The organism is Mangrovibacterium diazotrophicum, from assembly GCF_003610535.1.
In the GTDB taxonomy this organism is placed as follows: domain Bacteria; phylum Bacteroidota; class Bacteroidia; order Bacteroidales; family Prolixibacteraceae; genus Mangrovibacterium; species Mangrovibacterium diazotrophicum.
Window position 1 is genome coordinate 1,897,266 of record NZ_RAPN01000001.1, and the last position, 21,947, is coordinate 1,919,212.

The 21,947-nt window shown below is 44.7% G+C and carries 19 protein-coding genes; 14 read left to right on the forward strand and 5 right to left on the reverse strand.

Annotated features, from left to right (window positions below; all coding sequences use genetic code 11):
• Positions 1–30: 30 nt before the first annotated feature.
• The 3 genes from lpxB to surE form a co-directional block, all read right to left on the reverse strand.
• Complete coding sequence (gene lpxB / locus BC643_RS07275) at positions 31–1,155, reverse strand: lipid-A-disaccharide synthase (protein ID WP_120272461.1); 1,125 nt, start codon at positions 1,153–1,155, stop codon at positions 31–33.
• Between the two features lie 161 nt (positions 1,156–1,316).
• Entirely contained in the window at positions 1,317–1,613 is a 297-nt protein-coding gene (locus BC643_RS07280) for a hypothetical protein (RefSeq protein ID WP_120272462.1), read from the reverse strand.
• Positions 1,614–1,615: 2 nt separating this feature from the next.
• On the reverse strand, positions 1,616–2,377 hold the full coding sequence (surE, locus tag BC643_RS07285) for a 5'/3'-nucleotidase SurE (protein ID WP_120272463.1): 762 nt from the start codon (positions 2,375–2,377) through the stop codon (positions 1,616–1,618).
• A gap of 619 nt (positions 2,378–2,996) precedes the next feature.
• Here surE and BC643_RS07290 point away from each other — a divergent pair.
• From BC643_RS07290 to BC643_RS07355, 14 genes are all read left to right on the forward strand, one after another.
• A complete protein-coding gene (locus BC643_RS07290) occupies positions 2,997–6,449 on the forward strand; it encodes a SusC/RagA family TonB-linked outer membrane protein (protein WP_120272464.1) in 3,453 nt (1,150 codons plus the stop codon).
• A gap of 31 nt (positions 6,450–6,480) precedes the next feature.
• Positions 6,481–8,373 (forward strand): SusD/RagB family nutrient-binding outer membrane lipoprotein, encoded by a 1,893-nt coding sequence (locus tag BC643_RS07295; RefSeq protein ID WP_120274191.1) that lies wholly within the window; start codon positions 6,481–6,483, stop codon positions 8,371–8,373.
• A 239-nt stretch (positions 8,374–8,612) separates the two neighbouring features.
• Positions 8,613–9,845 (forward strand): ROK family transcriptional regulator, encoded by a 1,233-nt coding sequence (locus BC643_RS07300; protein ID WP_120272465.1) that lies wholly within the window; start codon positions 8,613–8,615, stop codon positions 9,843–9,845.
• Positions 9,846–9,933: 88 nt separating this feature from the next.
• Complete coding sequence (locus tag BC643_RS07305) at positions 9,934–10,440, forward strand: RNA polymerase sigma factor (RefSeq protein WP_120272466.1); 507 nt, start codon at positions 9,934–9,936, stop codon at positions 10,438–10,440.
• The gene (locus BC643_RS07310) at positions 10,430–10,975 is read left to right on the forward strand and encodes a hypothetical protein (RefSeq protein ID WP_120272467.1); all 546 of its coding nucleotides are present in this window, start codon (positions 10,430–10,432) and stop codon (positions 10,973–10,975) included. Before BC643_RS07305 ends, BC643_RS07310 begins: the two co-directional genes overlap by 11 nt.
• A 2-nt stretch (positions 10,976–10,977) precedes the next feature.
• Positions 10,978–11,490 (forward strand): DUF4252 domain-containing protein, encoded by a 513-nt coding sequence (locus BC643_RS07315; RefSeq protein ID WP_120272468.1) that lies wholly within the window; start codon positions 10,978–10,980, stop codon positions 11,488–11,490.
• Between the two features lie 148 nt (positions 11,491–11,638).
• Positions 11,639–12,430 carry a DUF432 domain-containing protein gene (locus BC643_RS07320; RefSeq protein WP_170154490.1) on the forward strand — a complete coding sequence of 264 codons (792 nt, stop codon included), beginning with the start codon at positions 11,639–11,641 and terminating at the stop codon, positions 12,428–12,430.
• An 11-nt stretch (positions 12,431–12,441) separates the two neighbouring features.
• Positions 12,442–13,299 (forward strand): mechanosensitive ion channel family protein, encoded by an 858-nt coding sequence (locus BC643_RS07325; RefSeq protein WP_120272470.1) that lies wholly within the window; start codon positions 12,442–12,444, stop codon positions 13,297–13,299.
• A gap of 146 nt (positions 13,300–13,445) precedes the next feature.
• Positions 13,446–14,042, forward strand: a complete 597-nt coding sequence (locus BC643_RS07330; protein WP_120272471.1) for a TetR/AcrR family transcriptional regulator — start codon at positions 13,446–13,448, stop codon at positions 14,040–14,042.
• 4 nt (positions 14,043–14,046) lie between these two features.
• On the forward strand, positions 14,047–14,796 hold the full coding sequence (locus BC643_RS07335) for an outer membrane lipoprotein-sorting protein (protein ID WP_120272472.1): 750 nt from the start codon (positions 14,047–14,049) through the stop codon (positions 14,794–14,796).
• Positions 14,797–14,863: 67 nt separating this feature from the next.
• Positions 14,864–16,144: an ABC transporter permease gene (locus tag BC643_RS07340; protein WP_120272473.1), complete on the forward strand. Its 1,281-nt coding sequence runs from the start codon at positions 14,864–14,866 to the stop codon at positions 16,142–16,144.
• Positions 16,145–16,162: 18 nt separating this feature from the next.
• On the forward strand, positions 16,163–17,383 hold the full coding sequence (locus BC643_RS07345) for an ABC transporter permease (RefSeq protein ID WP_120272474.1): 1,221 nt from the start codon (positions 16,163–16,165) through the stop codon (positions 17,381–17,383).
• Between the two features lie 179 nt (positions 17,384–17,562).
• Positions 17,563–18,258 carry an ABC transporter ATP-binding protein gene (locus BC643_RS07350; protein WP_120272475.1) on the forward strand — a complete coding sequence of 232 codons (696 nt, stop codon included), beginning with the start codon at positions 17,563–17,565 and terminating at the stop codon, positions 18,256–18,258.
• A gap of 358 nt (positions 18,259–18,616) precedes the next feature.
• Positions 18,617–19,786 carry a hypothetical protein gene (locus BC643_RS07355; RefSeq protein WP_147377163.1) on the forward strand — a complete coding sequence of 390 codons (1,170 nt, stop codon included), beginning with the start codon at positions 18,617–18,619 and terminating at the stop codon, positions 19,784–19,786.
• A gap of 96 nt (positions 19,787–19,882) precedes the next feature.
• On the opposite strand, the gene tnpA is transcribed toward BC643_RS07355, so the two are convergent.
• A complete protein-coding gene (gene tnpA / locus BC643_RS07360; protein WP_120272477.1) occupies positions 19,883–20,344 on the reverse strand; it encodes an IS200/IS605 family transposase in 462 nt (153 codons plus the stop codon).
• A gap of 440 nt (positions 20,345–20,784) precedes the next feature.
• On the reverse strand, positions 20,785–21,897 hold the full coding sequence (locus BC643_RS07365) for a TlpA family protein disulfide reductase (RefSeq protein ID WP_120272478.1): 1,113 nt from the start codon (positions 21,895–21,897) through the stop codon (positions 20,785–20,787).
• Between the last annotated feature and the right edge of the window lie 50 nt (positions 21,898–21,947).

Below are 21,947 nucleotides of genomic sequence, written 5' to 3' on the forward strand. Positions count from 1 at the left end.
TGAAGATGAACGAAGATAAAAAAAGTCGGCTTACGACCGAAGCTTTTGCACAATCATTTGGGCCGCTCGCTTGGAGGCGCCTTCCTCGCCCAACACCTGGTGCAACTCGTCGTAGCTGGCTGCGACCTGCTCGCGGTAAGACTGGTCTTCCAACAAGCGCTTCACCTCTTTACGGATATTAGCTGCAGTACAATGGTGTTGCAACAACTCTTTCACCGCCATGCGCCGCAAAATAATATTCACCAAAGACACCCATTTAATATTCAGAATAAACTTACCGATGGCAAAAAAAAAGGCCCCCCCAGCCATGCGGTAACAAACCACCTGCGGACAACGCAAGATCGCCGTTTCAAGCGTCACGGTTCCCGAGGCCAACACAGCCGCATCGGCCATTTGCAAAACTTCGTAGGTTTTATCGCGCAACACGCTCACCTGGTAACCATTCACCAAACCAATATAAATGTGATCGGGGATTCCGGGAGCAGCGGTCACAACGATTTGATGACTCCGAACGGAATTCACCGCTTTCAGCATTCGCGGCAACAACGACTTGATTTCCTGCAAACGACTTCCGGGAACCAATGCCAAGATCGGCTTCTCATTCAGGTGATTCTCCGCACAAAAATCATCGAAAGATTTCGATATGCGCCTTTTCAAAACAGCATCCAAAACCGGGTTTCCGACATAATTCACTTCATAGCCGAATTTGCGGTAAAAATCGGTCTCGAACGGAAAGATGGTAAACATCTCATCTACCCGTTCTTTGATTTGCTTGACGCGACTGGATTTCCAGGCCCAGACTTTTGGCGAGATATAATAATATACTTTTATGCCGAGCGACTTCGCGTATTTGGCCATCCTCAGGTTAAAACCGGGATAGTCGATCAGCACTAAAACATCGGGATTAAACTCTTTGAGCGTTTTTTCGCAATATTGAAAATTCTTCTTAATGGTTCGCAGATGCATCAAAACCGGAATAATACCCATGAAGGACATCTCCCGGTAGTGCTTCAAAATTTTCATCCCTGCCTCTTCCATCAACTCACCGCCAAATCCACGGATTTCGGCATCCGGATCTGCTTTTACCAGCTCGCTGATGAGGTTTGATGCATGTAAATCGCCCGACGCCTCGCCGGCAATAAAGAAATACTTCATATACTGAAATTGCGAATCAGACCCCAAAAGTAATTTTTTAGGATGAAAGCGCCACATCGCCCCAAGCCAAGTTGCCTCGGGAACAGCGTCGCAAGTGTTAAATAATGTCAAAAATTAAGCAGCCAGCCCAATACAAGCTGACGCTAACCTACTCAAAGCTTTTAAATTACTCTCGAAAGAACAACAACGAAAGCATAAAAAAAGGTAGCCATCAAAACGCCTCTCGCGGCCAGGTCGTACTTAATCCGGTAAAAGTGAAGGAAAAGGATCAGGTTAGGCAAAACCGAAAGACTCATGATTTTCAGGAGCGCTCCCAAGCGCCAAAGGCTGACCAGGTAATCAGTTAAAGAAACTTCCTGTTTACTCAAAAAATAAAGTATAATGAAAACCACCAGAGGCAATCCCAGCCCCAGTAAAAAACCAAATCCCAGTTTATTTCTGTTTTTTCCACCCGCCATAATCAGAACCTCCAGTTTTTCATTTGCTCCAATGTTTTATTACAAGTCATATCAACCGTAACAGGAACCACCGATACGTGCTGATTTTCGAGCGCGTGCATATCTGTTCCCGGCACATCGGGTTCGAAGTTTTTGAAATAGCCACTCAACCAGTAGTAATCACGCTGGTGCGGATCGGTACGTTTTTCCATTTCTTCAACCCACTTACCCGAAGTTTGACGACAGACCTCGATTCCGCGAACCTCTCCTTTCGGGATATTTACATTTAAACAGGTGAAATGCGGCAAGCCATACTCGGCTACCGACTGAAAAATGCGAGCAACCCACATTTTGGCCCGGGTGAAGTCGGCGTCCGGATCGTAATCGCAAAGCGAAAATCCAATGGATGAAACACCGTGCAAACAGCCTTCAATAGCTGCACCCATGGTTCCGCTATACACGACACTGATTGAAGAATTCGTGCCGTGATTGATACCTGACACCACAAAATCAGGTTTGCGCTCCAACAGTTGATTAAAGCCCATCTTGACACAATCAACCGGCGTACCACTGCATTTATATAATATATAACCGTCCTCCTCTTCTATTTTTGAAGCACGCAAAGGCTTACCGGTTGTAATGGCATTCGACATGCCCGACATCGCTGCTTCGGGCGCAATGACAACCACATCGCCAAACAACCGCATCACTTCGGTTAGTTCTTTCAGGCCTTTGGCATAAATACCATCATCATTCGTAATTAGTATAAGGGGACGATCATTCATTTATCGAGGAATTTTCATTTACGAGCACAAAGATAGACGAATGCTTTAAAATCCACTTTCTGTGTCGCCGAAATAAATACGCGCTAGCTTCTCAACTATGCCCTATGTAAACACCAATCAAATAGACAAAATTGCCATCTTAAAAAAAACAAATTAACACACGAAACAGGCAAAACAGCATTATTTGTTAAGAATACATCAACAGAAACGACATAAAATAAAACCGACCGAAAGTCTTAAACCCAACTTAGAGGTTTAACATATCCAAACCTCTCAAATATCGTATATCACATTGTATTTCTGTAGTATAAGAAATAAACACCTAAAAATATTAATTAAAATATCAAACCTAAAAAGCCCCTACATTATTGCTATTATTTCCTTTTCTATTAATTCTTTTGAAATATTTTTCTAAAGTATACGCGATGAATGTGAAATTTCCTTAATATTGCCATCGATAGGTTAATAATTTTTAATTCAAAAGGACTTAATGGTGTCAAATCTTAAAAAACATTAACCCCATCTGTAGTCTCGAAGCCGAAAAAAAGTAGACAATTATACACGCTCATTTATTACAGCATTACAAGCAAAATGAACATCAAACATTAATTCAATTTTTATGAAAAGAACCTTGTTACGATCCCGTCATTATGGTCTAAAAAGATCATTAAAACTAATGATGGTGGTTTTGGGACTATGCGCTATGACAACAGCGCAAGCAAGCAGTCCGGCGAACAAAACAGATCTGGTCGGCGAACAGCAAAATCAAGGCAAAGTTGTAAGCGGTACGGTTACCGATAGCAATGGCGAGCCTTTGATTGGTGTTGCCGTAGCCGTTGAAGGAACTTCGAAAGGACTTATTACTGACTTCGACGGTAACTTCAAACTGGAAGTTCCGGACGAAAACAGCGTATTGGTATTCTCTTTTGTCGGTTTCGAAACGCAAAAAGTGACCGTAGGACAACTTACAGAGATTGATGTTGTGCTGAAAGACAACATCCAACAAGTTGACGAAGTAGTCGTTACAGCCCTTGGCATTAAGCGTGAAGCAAAAGCGCTGGGTTATGCTATGACTGAACTGAAAGGTGATGACATCAACATCAACGCCATTAACCCGGTAGATGCACTCCAAGGTAAAGCTGCGGGTGTTGACGTATCTCAATCAGACGGTGGTATGTTCGGTTCTACAAGAATCCTGATCCGTGGAGCTTCGTCCCTAAATAGCAGTAGCAACAATCAGCCAATTTTTGTTGTCGATGGCGTAATTCTTGAGAACTCGACTGCAGATGCCGGAGATGCCGACTGGTCTTCAACATCTGGTGACTACGGTAACGAACTGAAAAACCTAAACCCTGACGACTTTGCTTCAGTATCTGTATTGAAAGGTGCTCCTGCAACTGCACTTTACGGCTCCAGAGGTTTGAACGGTGCTGTGATCATTACAACAAAGAGTGGAAAAGCTCAAAAAGGTCTTGGAATCTCTGTTTCGCAAACATTCGGAGTTGACTACGTATATAAGCAACCAGACCTTCAGAACGTTTATGGTGACGGTGCAATCTCGGGCTATGTTGACTACGGTGAAACTGATGACAGCGGCAGCTATTATGCATGGGGCAACCAGAGTCAGTTCTACCTGAATTCAAATGATGAAAAGAAATTTAACCAGTGGGGAACGGGATTCGGACCTAAATTTGACGGCAGCTCAATCCTGGGTTACGACAACAAAATGACCACTTACAATGCGGTAAAAAACAACTACCGCGATATGTACGACCTCGGATTCAACACGAACACCAACGTAGCCATCCAGGGAGGAAACGACAAAACGACTTTCTATTCTTCTGTTTCTTACAAACACGCCAAAGGAACTTTAGGAAAGAACGAATTCAACCGTTTGTCTTTCCTGACAAAAGCTTCTCACAAACTTGCTGACAATGTATTGCTTGAAGCCAGCGTCAATTTTGCTGAGTCAACACCGAAAAATCCTCAGCCCAACATCGGGGAATACTTTATCAGCGGCACATTCGAACGTGAATACGATCCTTCTTATTACAAGAATAAATACAAAGGCACACACGGAGGACTTGCAAACTCAAGCGTTGGCGACGAATATGCAAGCTACCCGGGCATTAGCTTATACTGGGCTTTAAACGAAAATTCTTCTATTCAAACGGAAACATCGTTCCGCCCTGATCTGACTTTAACCATCGACCTGAACGACTGGTTGAAATGGAAATCGGAAGCGAACTACAACTACTATTATACCAATCGGGAAGTTAAAAACCCGAACTCTGGTATTAGCCGCACCTACGAGTTGGGAGCAGGTCAGTATTCAATGACTCAAACCACAAAAAAACAAACCAATGCAAATACCGCATTGATGTTCAACAAAGATGTAAACGCTGATTTGAACGTTTCAGGTTTCGTCCGTGGTGAGTACTACGACAACACACAAACTTACATGTATACTTCTACCAGTGGTGGTTTGGTTGTCCCAGATCAGTACTTTATTGCAAACTCCGTCGACAATGCCGACTATGACTCCTATGTAACAGGGAAGAAAAGAATGCTTTCTGTTGCCGGTCAAGCAAGTGCTGCTTACAAAAACAGATTATTCCTCGATGTTACCGGACGTAATGACTGGTCATCAGCAATGGTTTATTCTGATGCAACAGGGACCTATTCATACTTCTACCCTTCTGTTAGCCTTTCCGGAATCGTAAGCGACATGGTAGATTTGCCGGATTGGGTATCATTTGGTAAAGTTCGCCTGTCATGGGCACAAGTTGGTAACGACACTAGAGCATATTTGATTAACTCGGCCTACTCGCTGAACTCGACCTATAAAGACGGTGACTACATTAGTTCTGAAGAACTTTCTTCAACCATGTATGAAACCAATCTTCAACCAGAAAAGAAAACATCTTGGGAACTTGGTTTAGACTGGAGATTCTTACAAAGCCGTGTAGGCATTGATGCAACTTACTACAAGGAAAATACAAGAAATCAAATCATGTCTATTTCTGTTCCAAGTGTATCAGGCGTAAGCAGCCAGTTGGTTAACGCTGGTAACATGCAAAACAGTGGTATTGAGATTGCCTTGCACACAACGCCAATTAACAATGGCGACTGGAACTGGGATGTTGATTTCACCTACACACGCAACCAAAACAAAATCATCTCACTGCACGAGAACGTAGCAGACTACATTTTGCTGGATGGTTACACCAACTATGGTAACTATCGCATCGGATCGGTTGCAAAAGTTGGTGGTGCCTATGGTACTTTGATGACCGACTCAAAAGCAAAATTAGACGCAACAACTGGTCTTCCATTGCTTTCATGGTCAGATACTCGTCGCTTTGCGTACATGTCTCGTAGCGGAGAAGAAGAAGAAATCGGTTCTGTAAATCCAGACTTCCTGGGATCTGTTTCATCATCTTTACGCTACAAAAACTTCACTCTGAGCGTTGGTTTGGATATGCGCTTTGGGGGATATGTTGCTTCTTACGGTAGCAAATACGGTACAGCTTATGGCTATACCGAAGCATCTTTGAAATATTCTGCACCTGAATACGGCGGTATTACCTGGACTTCTCAGTACGACAACCAGACATATTCTGACGGTGTTGTACCTGAAGGTATTTTTGCCGGAGGAACAAGCATTACTCTCCCTAGTGGTTCTTCTTATACTGTTGCCGACGGTGGTGAAACCTACGCAGCCCTTTACGAAAAAGGCGTTATTGAGCCAACTCATGCTTCTGCCTGGACCTATTTCAAAAACAGTTGGAGCAGAGGTGTTGTAAACGACGACTGGGTGAAAGAATTGAACTACATTTCTCTTCGTCAAGTTTCGCTTTCATACAACTGCTCTAAACAATTCGCCAGCAAAATCGGCGCAAAAAGCCTGGGCTTCAAACTATCAGGACATAACTTGGGGTACTTGTTAAATACTGCTCCCGGTGGCGAAAACCCGGAATCAGTTCGTGGAACAACAGCGTACTCATTCCGCATGCGTTCATACTCTGCTTTTACAGCAAGCTACATGTTCTCAATTAATGCTTCATTCTGATAACTAAGTTCTCGACTTTAAAACAATGAATATGAATTACAAAAAAATAGCAGCGATGACAGTGATTGCGGCCTCTGCACTATCCTTTAACGGATGTCGCGACAAATTCGCTGAAATAAACTCAGATCCCGCATCTGTTTCCACAGGGGACGTTAACTTTCTGTTCACTCAGGCAGAGCTCAACTTTGAGCCGTCTGGTTATACATTCTGGTTTTACAACGCACCCATGATGTACAAATGGGGCGAGGTTGGTATCGGCTCTAGCGGCTATTCTTCAACTTACCAGGAGACCACCGAATATGGCAGTCAGGGTTCTCAAACGTTGAACGTTCTGAACTATGCCAGAGATATGGAATACCTGGTTAGTCAAATGTCAGAGGAAGACGCTGCAACCTACCAAAACCAACTTGCAGCAGCAAGAATCCTGTGTATCTACCTGGGGATCTTCGACACCGACATGTACGGAGATATGCCTTACAGCGAAGCTTCTCTGGCCCGTTACACCAGTCCATCGTTGTTGACACCGGCTTATGACACCGTTGAAGACTTGTACACCGGATGGTTGGAAGATCTTGAAACATACATGACGACTTTAGCAACATCTGAAGATCAAACCTGGATTGCAAAGCAAGATATCATCTACGGTGCTGATGCTACAAAATGGGCTAAATTGGCGAACTCTCTTCGTTTGAAAATTGCTGTTCGCCTGCTTTCACAAGATAAAGCAAAAGCATTGGAGATTGCTCAGGCAGTCGCTGAAAGTTCAGTTGGTGTGATTGACGGAAGCGATGATGATTTCCTTTTCAACAAAGCTTCTGCCGGTTCTGATGATGGTGATGCAACTTACCACTTTGGTAACTCTATTACAACAATCTATCCGACACAAATGGTTACCAATTTCATGATTGAAAACCAAGACCCTCGTGTTCGTTTCTTCTTCACCAAGAATGATTACAACTCAACAGTAGTACAAGCATTCTTTGACCAAGGAGTAGACTTGCCATCTTTTGTTTCTGATAATGTTGAATACACTGAAGATGCAGAAGGTAACAAAACGTTCACAGGATGGAAAGGTCTGGGCGAACCTTGGGTACGCTACTATGGTATGCCAACTGTCATGAACGCAAACCAGGATAGTCAATACGACGGTTATTTCAAGACAACTCCTTATACTCTGGTAAACTCAGCTGGCGATGTTGAATACAACTATACCGCAACGTCATACATTAACCCAGAGATGATCCAGGGGCGTTATGACTATACTGTTCCAAATGCACCGGATGATACACCAGTAACTGACACAAACGAAAACCCTTGGTATGGTATGTACATGTCAACCGCAGAGGTTAATCTTTATTTTGCCGAGTTGTCGTTATTGGGTGCAACGCTCCCAAGCAGTGCCCAAGACTACTACGAAAAAGCTGTTGAGGCATCAGTTGAAGAATACGATCGTTTGGCGAACCTGAACCAGATTCCATACTATGGAACAACATACGGTTACGACCCATACGACAAAGAAATCGACCTGCAAGATGGCGAAATCGCAACGATGATGGCCATGCCTAACGTTGAGTTTACAGGAACTACTGCTGAGAAACTGGAAAAAGTATATGTACAGGAAATCCTGCATTTCATGTTTGCTCCAACTGATCAGTTTGTTGCTGTTCGTCGTTCTGGAGTACCAACCAGAACAAGTGAATTCTTCCAATGGACTGACTACACAGAACCAGCATACACAGAAATTCCTCGTCGTTTTGAAGTACTTGTTCCGTCGGTTACCGACATCATGTACGAAATCAAAACCGAAGCTTACGCAAGCCAAGGATTTACTGCTGGTACCGGTATCGCAACCAGCTTGCTGAACAGCGAACGGGTATGGCAAGACCTGAATGCTCCGAACTTTGGAGAAGGTCCTAACAATTAATTTGAATAGCCATACGCTATCATTCAATCTATAGAAAGGTTGCAAGTCTGTTTTTGACTTGCAACCTTTTCATTAGAAAACAATCAAATATAAGTATTCGGAATCACAAAAGTCAAGGTAATAATTCAACAAAAGCTGTTATGCCCACCCCTTCATTCTTCCCAAGTAGAAATGCCTTTACACTAGCTTTTCAGTGAAGAAATTATTCATTACTTTCGTGAACCTGCTAAAGTGAACTTATGTCGCCACAATCCCTAAAAAATCCTGCCAACCAAGCTTTGAGTGAGCTGAAGCGTCACAAGCTACGCATGCAAATCATCCGGTTGCTTTACAAAAAGAGCCCGCAATCGGCCGCTCACTTGTGTAAAAAGGTCAACATAAGCCTTCCTTCAGCACGCAGTATTCTGAATGAATTAATTGAAGAAAAAGTTGTCTTCATCACCGGAACGGGTGAATCGAGCGGAGGACGGAAACCTGTTTTGTACAGTTTGAACGGCGAGGCATTCTACATTATGGCTGTCGAGATGGACCAGTACAAAGCCAAAGCAATCTTCCTGAATTGCCTGAATGAAACGTCAGGTGCTCCCGTCGAATTTGAGACGAACATCAACGATCCCGAATTTATCTTCAAACTGGAACAAGCCTTCAACCAACTGCAACAGGATTCCGGTGTCAACAAATCGCGAATTCACGCCATCGGAATCGGCATGCCTGGTTTGATTGACCCCAAAAACGGAATCAACCAAACCATCAAAGATCCCGAAAAGCAAAATATTGCAGAGCGGGTTTCGCGTCATTTTGGATTGGCAACTTACATTGAAAACGACGCCCGTATGCAAACCATGGGTGAATTTGTTTTCGGGAAAGCCAAAAACACACGCAACACCCTGGTCATTAACTGGAGCTGGGGACTTGGTTTAGGGATGATTATCAACGGCGAAATTTTTGAGGGCAGCAACGGCTGCTCGGGCGAATTCAGTCATATCCGCATTGTCGAGGATGGAGATCTTTGTGAATGCGGGAAACGAGGTTGTCTGCAAACGATTGCCGGTGCACGTCACCTACTCGACCTAGCCAGACAAGCCGTTAACGACGAAAACATTTCTCAACTCACCAACGATTTCATCGGACGAACCGACGAACTTACCGTCAAAGACATTATTGCCAGCGCGATCAAAGGCGACGAGTTATCCATCAATCTGATCAACACCATCGGTAAAAATATGGCCTGGGGGCTATCCATCCTCATTCAGCTTTACAACCCGGAGCTAATCCTACTTAGCGGACCACTTTCCGTGCCGAAACAATACCTGCAGGTAACCATCCAACAAGCCCTGCAACAATATTGCCTCAGCAACATCCTCTCCAATGTTAAGATCGAAATCTCGGAACTGGCTGAAAATTCAGGCCTAAAAGGGACCGGAGTTATGGTCTTCAAAAATCTCTTCAACCAACAAGACGCTGTCATCTAGCAACTTCCCACAAAAATACATTCCCCATGTAATGAATTCCTGAGCCGCTCGTCTTACCTTTGAAACAAACAGAGAAACAAACAAGCGGATGCTAGCCAGCGAATTTAAAACAAAGGTACTCCCGCTCAGTAACAAGCTGATGCGTTTTGCCACACAAATGTTGCACGATGAAGAACAAGCGCGCGACATTATTCAGGATGTATTCCTGAAACTCTGGCAAAAGAAAGACTCGTTGCGGGAGGTCGACAACATGGAAGCCTTTGCCATGCGCATGACCCGCAACCGCTGTCTGGATCTGTTTAAAGCGAAAAAGCCGGTTTTGGCCGAGGATGATTTTCTAAAACGAAATAGTACCGAAAGCCGCGACCTGCAAAACGAAATTGAACTATCGGAGTCGGCCTTGCTCGTTCGGAAATTAATCCGGAATTTACCCGACATTCAACGAACAGTGATGCACCTGCGAGACATTGAGCAATACGAATACGAAGAAATTGCCCAAATGACCGACCTGACCGTAAATACCATCCGCGTCAATTTATCAAGGGCTCGGAAAAAAGTGAGGGATGAATTAATTAAAAGAGAGTATGGAAACTAACAAAATAAAAGAATTGCTGGAACGCTACTTCGAAGGGCAAAGCAGTCTGGAGGAAGAACAGTTGCTCCACAGGTATTTTGCTTCAGCAGAAGTCGACGCCGAGCTTCGTCCATACAAAGAGTTGTTTGGTAGCCTGGACGAACTTCAACAAGATCGGGATTCAGTTTTGGAGGATGACCTGATGGACTTCATCCTCGAAAGTGAACACAAGGAAAAGAACAAATTACGTTTCCTGTGGCAAGCCGTTAGCTCTGTTGCAGCAATCCTAATCGTCGCACTGTTGGTTTTCAACTGGCAACAAAGCGATACCAAGTGGGAAGATACCTACAGCGATCCGAACATGGCGTACACTGAGGCCAGCAAAACCCTGCAATATGTTGCCGGGAAGTACCTGGCCGGAATGGAACAACTGAAACCCATGGGCAAAATAAACCAGGCTGTCAAGCCACTCGACAACGGACTTCAATCCGTGAATAAAGGATTCCGCGAAGTGGAATCACTGCAACAGATTCATAAAAAACTAAAACAAGAATAGCTATGAAAGCAACTATGAAATCCATCTTTCGCGCAATGATCTTCGTTCTGCTGCTGGCCCCCATCGCAGCAATGGCACAGAAGAGCCCGGTGGATAAACTATTCGAAAAATATGCCAACCGCGATGGCATTACAACGGTGAACATCAGTGGCGCATTGCTGTCGTTTGCAGCACAAGCCGATGGCAACTCGGCCGAAGCCGACATGATCTCTAAGCTGAAAGGAATTCGGATTCTAACGGTTGAAGACAGCGAGCTTAACAAACAGCTCGATTTCTTCAAAGAAATGGAAGGCGATAGTTTCTTTAAAAATAACAATTACGAATCGCTGATGGAAATCACCGACAAAGATGAAATTGTACGGTTCTATGCCCGCAAAGCCGACGGCGGCAAATTCTCCGAGTTGTTGCTTATCGTTGGAGGCGATGAAAATACACTCATCAGCATCCAGGGGTTGATTGACCCCGCCAACATCGGAAAGATTACCGGAGCACTCGATATCGACATCAACCCATAACAATATTCAGGACACAACAGCAAAGAGCAATTTCTGAAAGGGGGTTGCTTTTTCTTTTTTATTTTCTGCTGTTAACTTCCGTTGTGAGCCTGGTTATATGGAATCAGTCAAAATAATTTATTTTTGTGTGAAGCATTTAAATAATCCCATGCCAAGACAAAAAAACATTTGGGGGAAACACGAAGGAAAACTGAATCAACAAATTCAGTTTGAAAGTGGATTTTGTTCCCTGCAACTTAAATATTTTACCGGTGGCTGGTCTGTGGTCCAGCAAAAAAAAGCGGAACCTGTTGCCGAGGCGACCTTCCAGATCCTGAATGAAGATACAAATTTGCCGGATGCGCATTTGTTTCAAACGGGCCGATCGGCAAACCTGTTCATTCAACCTGCTTTGCCTCCGAAGTCGGTCGTATTCCGGGGTAACAAAAAGATTATCATCCGCCCGCACCAAACCCTGCGAATTTACATCGCCACGCCGATCTACATTCAGCTCTACTACAAGCAAGTTGATGCCGATCATTTTTTGGCAGAATACGAAACCGAGCGCATCACCGACACCTGGTTTGGCGAACCCGACAGCGGATCACCGGCATTTTCAGTTGGCTCGCGCTTCGCGACTACCCCGGAAGAACTGGATGCAACCAAATATGAAATCATCGTGCCTGTCAACATCCAGAACAATACTACACAATTGTTGGATCTTCAGCGCCTGCTAATCCGCGTGGAGCTGATGAATGTTTACCTGGTCGGTGATCACCTCATGGCTGATCTGGAAACCATCGAATTCAAAGGACAGGGACAGGTCGGCAATCTTCACTTCTCGACCGACAAAGCCGTGCATGGTAGCTCGCCACTGCTCATCAGCAAAGCACGACAGGCGTCGAACCGAACCATTTTGGGACACAGTTTCCATTTTATTAAACAAATGACCCAGCTTTAATCACTTGAACTATGGATTTCGATTTTTCCAAATACTTTAATATCGCCAATCTCGACAAAATCATTCGGATTGCCATTTTAATTCTCATATCCGTCATCGTCATTCAAGGGGTGGCCTACCTGGTCAAGCGAAGTATCACTTATCGCCTGTCCAAACAATCCCGAATGATCATCAACCGCATCATCGTTTACACCGGTTATACCCTGCTCTCATTCATGGTACTGAAGGAATTAAACTTCGACATTACCGCGTTGTTTGGTGCTGCCGGAGTGGTTGGTATCATCATTGGTGTGGCCTCGCAAACCAGCATCGGCAACATCATCAGCGGCTTTTTCCTCGTATCCGAAAAGTCGTTCGAATTGGGCGATGTTGTGCGGATCGGCGATAAAGCCGGAACCGTTTACTCCATCGATTTGCTGAGTATCAAAATCAGAACCTACGATAACCTATTGCTCCGGATTCCCAATCAAACGGTTATCAGCAGCGAACTGATCAACGTCACCCGCTTCCCCATCCGGCGCATGGACATTAATGTTGGTGTGGCCTACAAGGAAGATCTCCGGAAAGTCTTTGAAGTACTGAAAGAAGTGGCCCGCAAAAATCCGCTTTGTTTGGAAGAGCCGGAACCACTCATCCTGTTACAGGGTTACGGTGCCAGCAGTATTGATATTCTCTTCGCTGTTTGGTTTGAAAAGAACAACTTCCGGGATGTGAAGAACAGCGTTATCATCGACATCAAAGAAGCCTTCGACCGAGAAGGTATCGAAATTCCGTTCCCGCACGTCAGTCTTTATACCGGCGAAGCCACTAAGAACTTCCCGGTTGAGTTGGTGCAGAAAAAAGAAACTGTCGGAAAAAAGTCATCCTGACGATCATTACCAAACAAGCCCTGAAGGGATAAAATATATTCAAAAGGTGTTTTAATTGACCAACTGGTCATTTTTAACACCTTTTTCTTTGATAAATCACTTCCAGGTTTTAACTTTGACCAACCGTTCAGTCAAAAATAAATTTTATGCCTCGCACTGAAGAACAATTCGAACAAATAAGAACCGAGAAGAAACAGAAAATCATGGAGGTTGCGCTGGAACTATTTGCAACCAACGGGTTTCATGCCACTTCTATGAGCCAGATTGCCAAGCAAGCCGGAATTTCAAAAGGCCTAGCCTACAACTACTTTGAAAGCAAGAATGAGCTGCTGATCGAAATCATAGACATGGGCTTCAACGAGATTACCAATTTCACTTCTGTCAAACAAGATCAACTTGTTACTGAAGAAGAACTGATTGAATTCGTGGAAAGAAGTTTCGATCGGGTTGGTAAAGATATCAAGCACTGGAAGCTTTTTTATTCACTGATGCTTCAGCCTCATATCGTTGAAAATTTCAACGAACGCTATGCACAGGCGGCCGAACCATTCTTCGCCATGATCTACCAGTTTATCGCCTCCAAAGGTAACACGGATCCTGAAGGCGACCTGATGATCATTAGTATGATGATCGAGGGCGCTTTTTTATATGCGGTGGCTGCTCCGGGAATTTTCCCGCTGGAGCAAATGAAGCGCAAAGTCATCGACGGCATTTTCAGAATTGTAGAAACAGGAAAAAAATAAAACCATGAAGCGAATCCTTTCATTTTTCACCTTTTTGCTAATCTGTATCTTTGCACAAGCGCAGGATCTGGATATCAAAACGATCGTTCAACGCGCCGACGAAAAATTCAGGGGGCAATCGAGCGAAAGCACGATGAGCATGACCATTCAACGCCCCGGCTGGTCACGAACAGTAGAGATGAAAAGCTGGACCCTGGGGACCGAGTACTCGATGATTTACATTACAGCACCGGCAAAAGAGCGTGGACAGGTTTTTCTGAAGCGTGAAAGCGAAATGTGGAACTGGATGCCCAACATCGAGCGAACCATTAAAATTCCACCATCAATGATGATGCAATCGTGGATGGGCTCCGATTTCACCAATGATGACCTGGTAAAAGAATCATCGCTCGTCAAAGACTACGACCATAAACTGCTGGGAACGGATGAGATCGAAGGTTACCAATGCTACAAAATTGAATTGTTGCCACATGAAGATGCCGCTGTTGTTTGGGGCAAAATCCTAATGTGGGTAACTAAGGAAGATTACTTGTGGCTGAAAGCGGAATACTACGACGAAGACGGCGAGTTAATCAACACCGAAATTCTCTCCGACATCAAGCACATGGATGACCGCATGATGCCAACTCACCTGGAGATGATTCCCGAGGACAAACCGGGACAAAAAACCATCATGGTATTTGAGCAAATCAAATTCAATGTGGACCTGAAGGAAGATTTCTTCTCCATTCAAAATATGAAAAGAATAAAGTAAGGAGCCCCCTCCGACTCCCCCTTGGGGGAGAGAATTTAACAACGCATTTAGGTAAACTCAAAATAAAATGAAACCAAATAATCAAAAACACGCTCGGGGTTTTCTTTTCTCCCCTCCTCTGGAGGGGCTGGGGGAGGCTTTTAAATTGGCCTGGCGAAACATTTGGCGCAACCGCAAGCGGACGGTCATCACGGTGGCTTCCGTTTTCTTCGGGGTACTGTTGAGCACCTTCATGACCTCGATGCAGGAAGGAACCTATTCGAAAATGATCGACAATGTGGTCAGTTCATACTCCGGCTACATCCAAGTTCATCACCCGGAATACTGGGACAATAAAACGATCGACTACAGCTTCACGCCGAGCGACAGCCTGATTGAAGCACTCGAAAAGAATCCCAAAATCACCTCGTTCGTACCCCGCTTGCAATCTTTCGCACTCCTATCCTATGGTAGCAATACCAAAGGTGGTGCTTTAATCGGCGTCGATCCGGTGAAAGAAAACAACATGAGCAAGCTCTCGCAATGGGTTATTGAAGGAAACTACCTGAAACCCGGAGACGACGGGATTTTACTCGCCGTCAACTTAGCGAAAAACCTCGGCGTCGAAGTCAACGATACTCTTGTATTGATTAGCCAGGGATACCACGGTTCCACAGCTGCGGCACTCTTTCCCGTTCGCGGCATCCTGAAGTTCCCCTCACCAGCCATGAACAACATGGGTGGTTACATCGACCTTAAAAACGCCCAAAACTTCTTTTCGGTTCCCAATCAGTACAGTTCCTTGGTACTGATGGTCACCGATTATTCGGAAGTGAACAAACAAAAGCACCTGCTGCAAAACGAATTTAAGGATCAATACGAAATCATGACCTGGGATGAAATGGATCCGCTCACCAAAAATATGATCGATGCCGACCGGTCCGGAGCCTACATCACTAAAGGGATTCTTTATGCACTGGTGGGATTCGGTATTTTCGGTACTGTCATCATGATGATGGCCGAGCGCCGCAAAGAAATGGGCATCATGATCGCGATTGGTATGCAGAAGAAACGACTTAGCTCCATTCTCTTTTTCGAGATCGCGCTAATCGGGTTCATCGGCGTTTTGGTCGGCTTTGCGGTTAGTCTGCCGTTCATCTCGTACTTCGTCTACCACCCTATTCCGCTGACGGGCGAATCAGCCAAAGCCTACGAAGAATTCGGCTTTGAACCGGCCATGTACTTCTCGGCTCAATGGTTCATTTTTGCCCGACAAGTACTGATCATCTTCATCATCACCCTGCTTGTTTACCTCTACCCGCTGGTGAAAACCTACGGCATGAAACTGACAAAAGCACTTCACGCATAACCTGAAAAAACCAACACAATGATACTCGCAATTGCCTGGAGAAATATTTGGAGAAGCAAAACCCGGAGCCTCGTTATCCTGACCGCGTTGACGCTGGGACTCGCATCCGGCATCTTCTACATGGCCTTTTACAAGGGCATGATCGATCAGCGGATTAACTCGGCGATTCGCACCGAAGCGTCACACATCCAAATCCACCATGCTCAATACTTGCAAAACCCCGACAAGAAATTTGTTATTGCCTCAACGGACTCGGTCATTCAGCTTATTCAAGCTGAAAAAGACGTGAAAGCTGTTAGCTACCGCACCATTGTCAATACCATGATCCAGTCGCCAACAAGCGGATCTGGCGCGAAAGTCACCGGAATTGATCCGACGCAGGAAGCGCAGGTAACCAATCTTCATTCCAAGCTGATTGATGGAGACTATTTCGACACCAACCGCCGCAACCCGATCATCATTGGCAAAAAACTGGCAGACAAACTGAAGGTGAAACTGAAGTCGAAGGTCGTGATTACCCTGCAGGATCTGAATGGCAACATTACCGGGGCCGCGTTCAAAGTCGCGGGAATTTACGAAACCTCGAATACCACCTTCGACGAGATGAACGTTTTCGTTCGCAACGCTGACATCAACCGGGTGCTCGGACTCGACATGAACAGTTGCCACGAGATCGCCATCCTGCTGCAACAAAATGAAGACTTAGCCAGCGTTGAAAGCGACCTGCAAAATGAGCTGCCGAAACTCGATATCAAATCCTGGCGCGAAGTCATGCCCGAAGTCAGCCTATTGGAAAGCAGCTTCGGCCTGACGATGTTAATCTTCATCGGAATAATCCTGCTGGCCCTGCTTTTCGGGATCATCAATACCATGCTAATGGCTGTGCTCGAGCGAACCAAAGAGCTTGGCATGCTGATGGCCATCGGCATGAATCGCATCCGCGTTTTCTCCATGATTATGGCCGAAACGGTGATGCTATCCGTCTTTGGTGGTATGTGCGGCATGGCACTCGGCTGGCTCCTCAACCTCTACTTTGGCGTAAAAGGAATCGACCTCGGCGCATGGTCCACGGCCTACAAATCCATGGGCTTCGAAACCCTCGTTTACACCCGACTCTCGTGGTCCATCTCGCTCGAAATTGGTGCCATGGTATTCATCACCGGCATCATTGCATCCATTTACCCGGCCGTGAAAGCCTTACGTTTAAACCCTGGCGAAGCCATCCGAATCGACATGTAGTAGAAGAAGAGACGTGAGATATGAGTCAAAAGGCACAAGGCAAGCCCAAAAGCCCATTGACTATTACAAATGAAATAGATACAAAACAGAACAGGAGAATCGGGTCTTGGAACTTGAAATTTAAAACGTGGAATTCAAAACCTGCTACTCGAAACGCATAACCCGTAACACGAAACACAATGAAAGTAATTGAAGTCAAACAACTGAAAAAAATATACAACACCACCGAGGTGAAAGTAAACGCGTTAAACGGCGTTGACCTGACTTTCGATGAAGGTGAATTTGCCGCCATTGTTGGCCCTTCCGGATCTGGGAAAACGACCTTGCTGAACATGCTGGGCGGATTGGATGAACCCAGTGAAGGGGAAATCAACATTGACGGAACCAACATTCGGACGCTTTCATCGTCGAAGCTGATCGATTTCCGCCTGCACAACATTGGCTTTGTTTTCCAGGCCTACAACCTGATTCCGGTATTGACTGCATTGGAAAACGTGGAATTCATCATGCAGCTACAGGAGATTCCGAAGAAAGAACGACAACAGCGGGCCCAGGTTCTGTTGGAACAAGTCGGCTTGGGTGACCGGATCAACAGCCGCCCATCGAAACTATCGGGCGGACAGCAACAGCGCGTTGCCGTGGCCCGGGCATTGGCCTCGAAACCCAAGTTTGTGCTGGCCGACGAGCCAACAGCCAACCTCGACTCCAAATCGACAGCTAACCTGCTGGACATTATGGAAGAGCTGAACCGGAAAGAAAACATCACATTCATTTTCAGCACACACGATCAGCGCGTTGTCAACAAAGCACGCCGCGTGATCACCCTCGAGGATGGTCAGATCATCTCCGATGTCCGCAAAGAACAATCAGAATAGACAAGAATAAAAATTGAGATGGAGATGCCGGAAAATAAACTTTCAGACATGACAAGTGACCGTTTTCTCGAAGCGAGCCGGCCTATTTTTATCAAAACCGGAATCAAAATGAAAGCTTAGTGCAAACGAGAAGTTCCGACGACAGGAAGAAATCACTCGTTGAACTTAGCTTTTATGAAGATGGAGATTGCAGATAAAAATCAGCCTTGACTTTTCTGTTTACTCTTTGTGTCAAGCCGGCAGCGTAAAATCCGCCTGATAAGGCAAGAAGACGAACATGAATAACCTCTCAATTAAAAAGAAAATATTGATGAGACTTTCAAAAGGAAACGGATCCGTTGAGTTAAAACATAGAGCGTTGAAACCAAAAATTCTTGCTTTATGCGCTATGTTGATATTGTTCTCAACAACCTCACACGCGCAAGACAGAAACTGGACGCTCACCGGCTATGTGAAGGATCTGTTTATGTACTACCATCCCAAACAGATACCCGGTTTCCAGATCGACAACCAGTATACCAACACCATTCACAACCGCCTCAACTTTGCCTGGTATCCGACCGACAAGCTCACGGTCGTCATCGAAAACCGCAACCGGTTTATCAATGGTAATCTGGTTCGCGATTATCCCGAATACCAAAGCTACGTGGCTACCGACAACGGCTTCTTTGATCTGTCGGTGGTGCCTGCAGAGGGAGATTCCTGGTTTCTGCATTGCATGATTGACCGCGCTTACCTTGACTGGACTTCCGGCAAATGGCAAGTCCGGCTGGGACGCCAGCGCGTGAACTGGGGTGTCAACCTGGTTTGGAATCCCAACGATGTGTTTAACTCGTTCTCCTATTTCGATTTCGACTATGAGGAACGCCCCGGCACCGACGCGGCACGAATTCAATATTACACTGGCACCACCTCGTCGGCAGAATTGGTCTACAAACTGGGCAACAATGCCTACGGAATGGCGCTGGCCGGTCTTTACCGCTTCTCTCAATGGAGTTACGATTTCCAGTTTCTGGGCGGTTGGGTTGGCCCCGACTGGATGGCTGGCGTTGGCTGGGCGGGCGACATCAAAGGTGCCGGATTCCGAGGCGAACTGAGCCAGTTTATTCCCCGCGATTCGAACTCGGATTCGGAAGCGGCTACCGTGGCGTCCATTTCTGCCGATTATTCGTTCCCCAATTCGTTGTACCTGCAAATCTCAGGGCTGTACAACAGTTTGGGCGAAAACGACCAATCCGGTGGGCTAAGCCCGATTCTCAATCCGGAGCTAAGTGCCAAATCGCTGTCGTTAGGAAAATACGAGCTGTTTGCCCAATGCTCCTTCCCCATCACCCCCTTGTTTAATGCTGATTTTTCAACGATTATCAATCCCGGCGACGGTTCGTTTTTCCTGGGGCCATCGTTTAGCTACTCGCTCCAAACCAACCTGGAGTTGATGCTTTCCGGACAACTGTTTTTCGGGGATACGACGAGCGAATACGGCTCGGTTGGGCAACTGGCTTTTGCAAGGTTAAAGTGGAGTTTTTAATGTCATCCCTACCAGCGTGAATTCAGCACCAGCGCTGCTAAATACTTGTAGACCGTGCGTTCGTCGAATGAACGAAGGTGCAGCGCACCGAAACGTTTAATCAAAATATTCAAATAAGTAATCGCCGTTATATTGAACATCGTTTTTCTGCAGAATTTCCAAATACTCCTCTCTGAACGATTTCTTTTTGTGATGCTGTTCCTGGCTCAACACATATTTCACCACCGCATCTATTTGTGAGTGTGAATGTGTAAAAGCCCCATACCATTTTTGCCATTCAAATTTACTGTTGGATAAGTTGTTTTGTTTTATCCAGGCGTTACTCGATGTTTTGATATTTTCTACTAAATCGGGGATGAGTTGGGTTAAATTATAGCCGATAAAAATATGAATGTGATCGGGCATGGAGCCAATTGCCAGTAATTTATGATTGTTGTTTTGTATAATTCCCGTAATGTATTTTTCCAGTTCATTAGCCCAGAGCCTGCTGATCAAAGCATCGCGGTTTTTGGGTGAGAATACCAGATGAAAATAGGCTTGTGAATAGGTATTTGCCATCGGAAAACGGTTTAAAAGGTCGCGGTGCGCTGCACCTAATTTTTGTTTGTACTACATAAAGCTACAAATTTTACCGGTGCGCTGCACCTTTGCGACTTCCTGATTTACAACCTGCAAATGTATCGATGCGACGTACCCGTGTTTGTCTTAGTGATATTTAATCCATAAATGTTATCGGTGCGCTGCACCTCTGCTCCGCGTCGCACTCTAAAACCCTACAAATAGATCGGTGCGCTACACCTTGTGAATATGCGTTTCTCCTAAAAGCCGGATCATTTTTAGTAGCAGAGCTGCGAAATACTTGTAGCCACAAATGCGAATAGAGAAATGAAGGTGCAGCGCACCGAAACCTCAATACAAAATCCCCTAGGCCTTGGTTACCACACGATTCAGTCGAGCGGTGGCTTTCATTAAAGTTCAGATGAAGCGCAGGAGAATTGTTAGTTAAATAATTCATCCAGCATATCGTAAAATTCTTGGTCCTCTCCGCTACTTTTCAATACGATGTTCCCTTCCCTATCAATTATAAATTTTGTCGGATAATTGGTAATGCCGTAATTTTCAGTGATTACTTTATTCGCAGCAAAGAGATTTGTCCAGTTCAGTTCATATTTTACAACTGCATTTTTCCAAAGCTCTTCATGATCCTGACAATCTATTCCGATGAATTCAACTCGATCTTTATATTTTGAATAATACTCTTTTAATTTTGGAAATCCTCCCACACAAGAGCCACACCATGTACCCCAGAAATCCAGAACCACATATTTCCCTTTGTAATCAGATAGCGAATGAATTTTACCTGTTGTATCAGGAAGGGAAAACGATGGGGCAGGTAAATCTTTTTTAGACGCAGTCAGTGCATTTGAAACATGAGCACCAAAAATTGAGTTTTTAACTGTTGGCGTGAATCTATTGTAATATTTCTCAATCGTATCATTAGGAAACTTAGCGAGTAAATCTGCAGAGTATTCCCAATCCGAATGTTTGGCTATTATTTGTAAATCAATACTGTCTAATTGATCGTTAACGGATTGTAGTTCTTTATCTAATTCCGCAATCTTATTGCTTCCTTCAGGTTCCTTTTCCTTTTGAATCGTTAATTGGTTAAATCTTTCGGAATACGGAAATTTTGCTTCTTTTACTTGATTCATTTGCCGACCAATATCGTTTCCTGTGATGCTACATTTGATTCCATAATCGGCAAATGAAGCGGAAACCACTATGTCCTCAACGGGTTTTATAAAGAATCGGATATCCCTGTTTTGAAGTTCTTGTTTACTACTTTTTTCTGAACCGAAAAAAGCATTAAACGAATCGCTACTAATTATAACCAAGTGCCACATGTTAACACCATAATTCAGTGTATAGTTAAATTTCCCATCCGTGCACGAGGTGGTGTCAAAAATTGGTTTTGCCCCTTCTTTTAATGGTAAAGCAAGGATATGTATTGTAGCATTGTCAATTCCATCAATTGTTCCTTCAATATGTGACTTTTGAGCAAATGCAATAAGGGATAAAGAAATTAGAAATAAGGTAAGCTTTAGTTTCATTGTTGTAGTTGTAGTGTAGTTTATATAACCAAATAAATATCTCCAGCTAT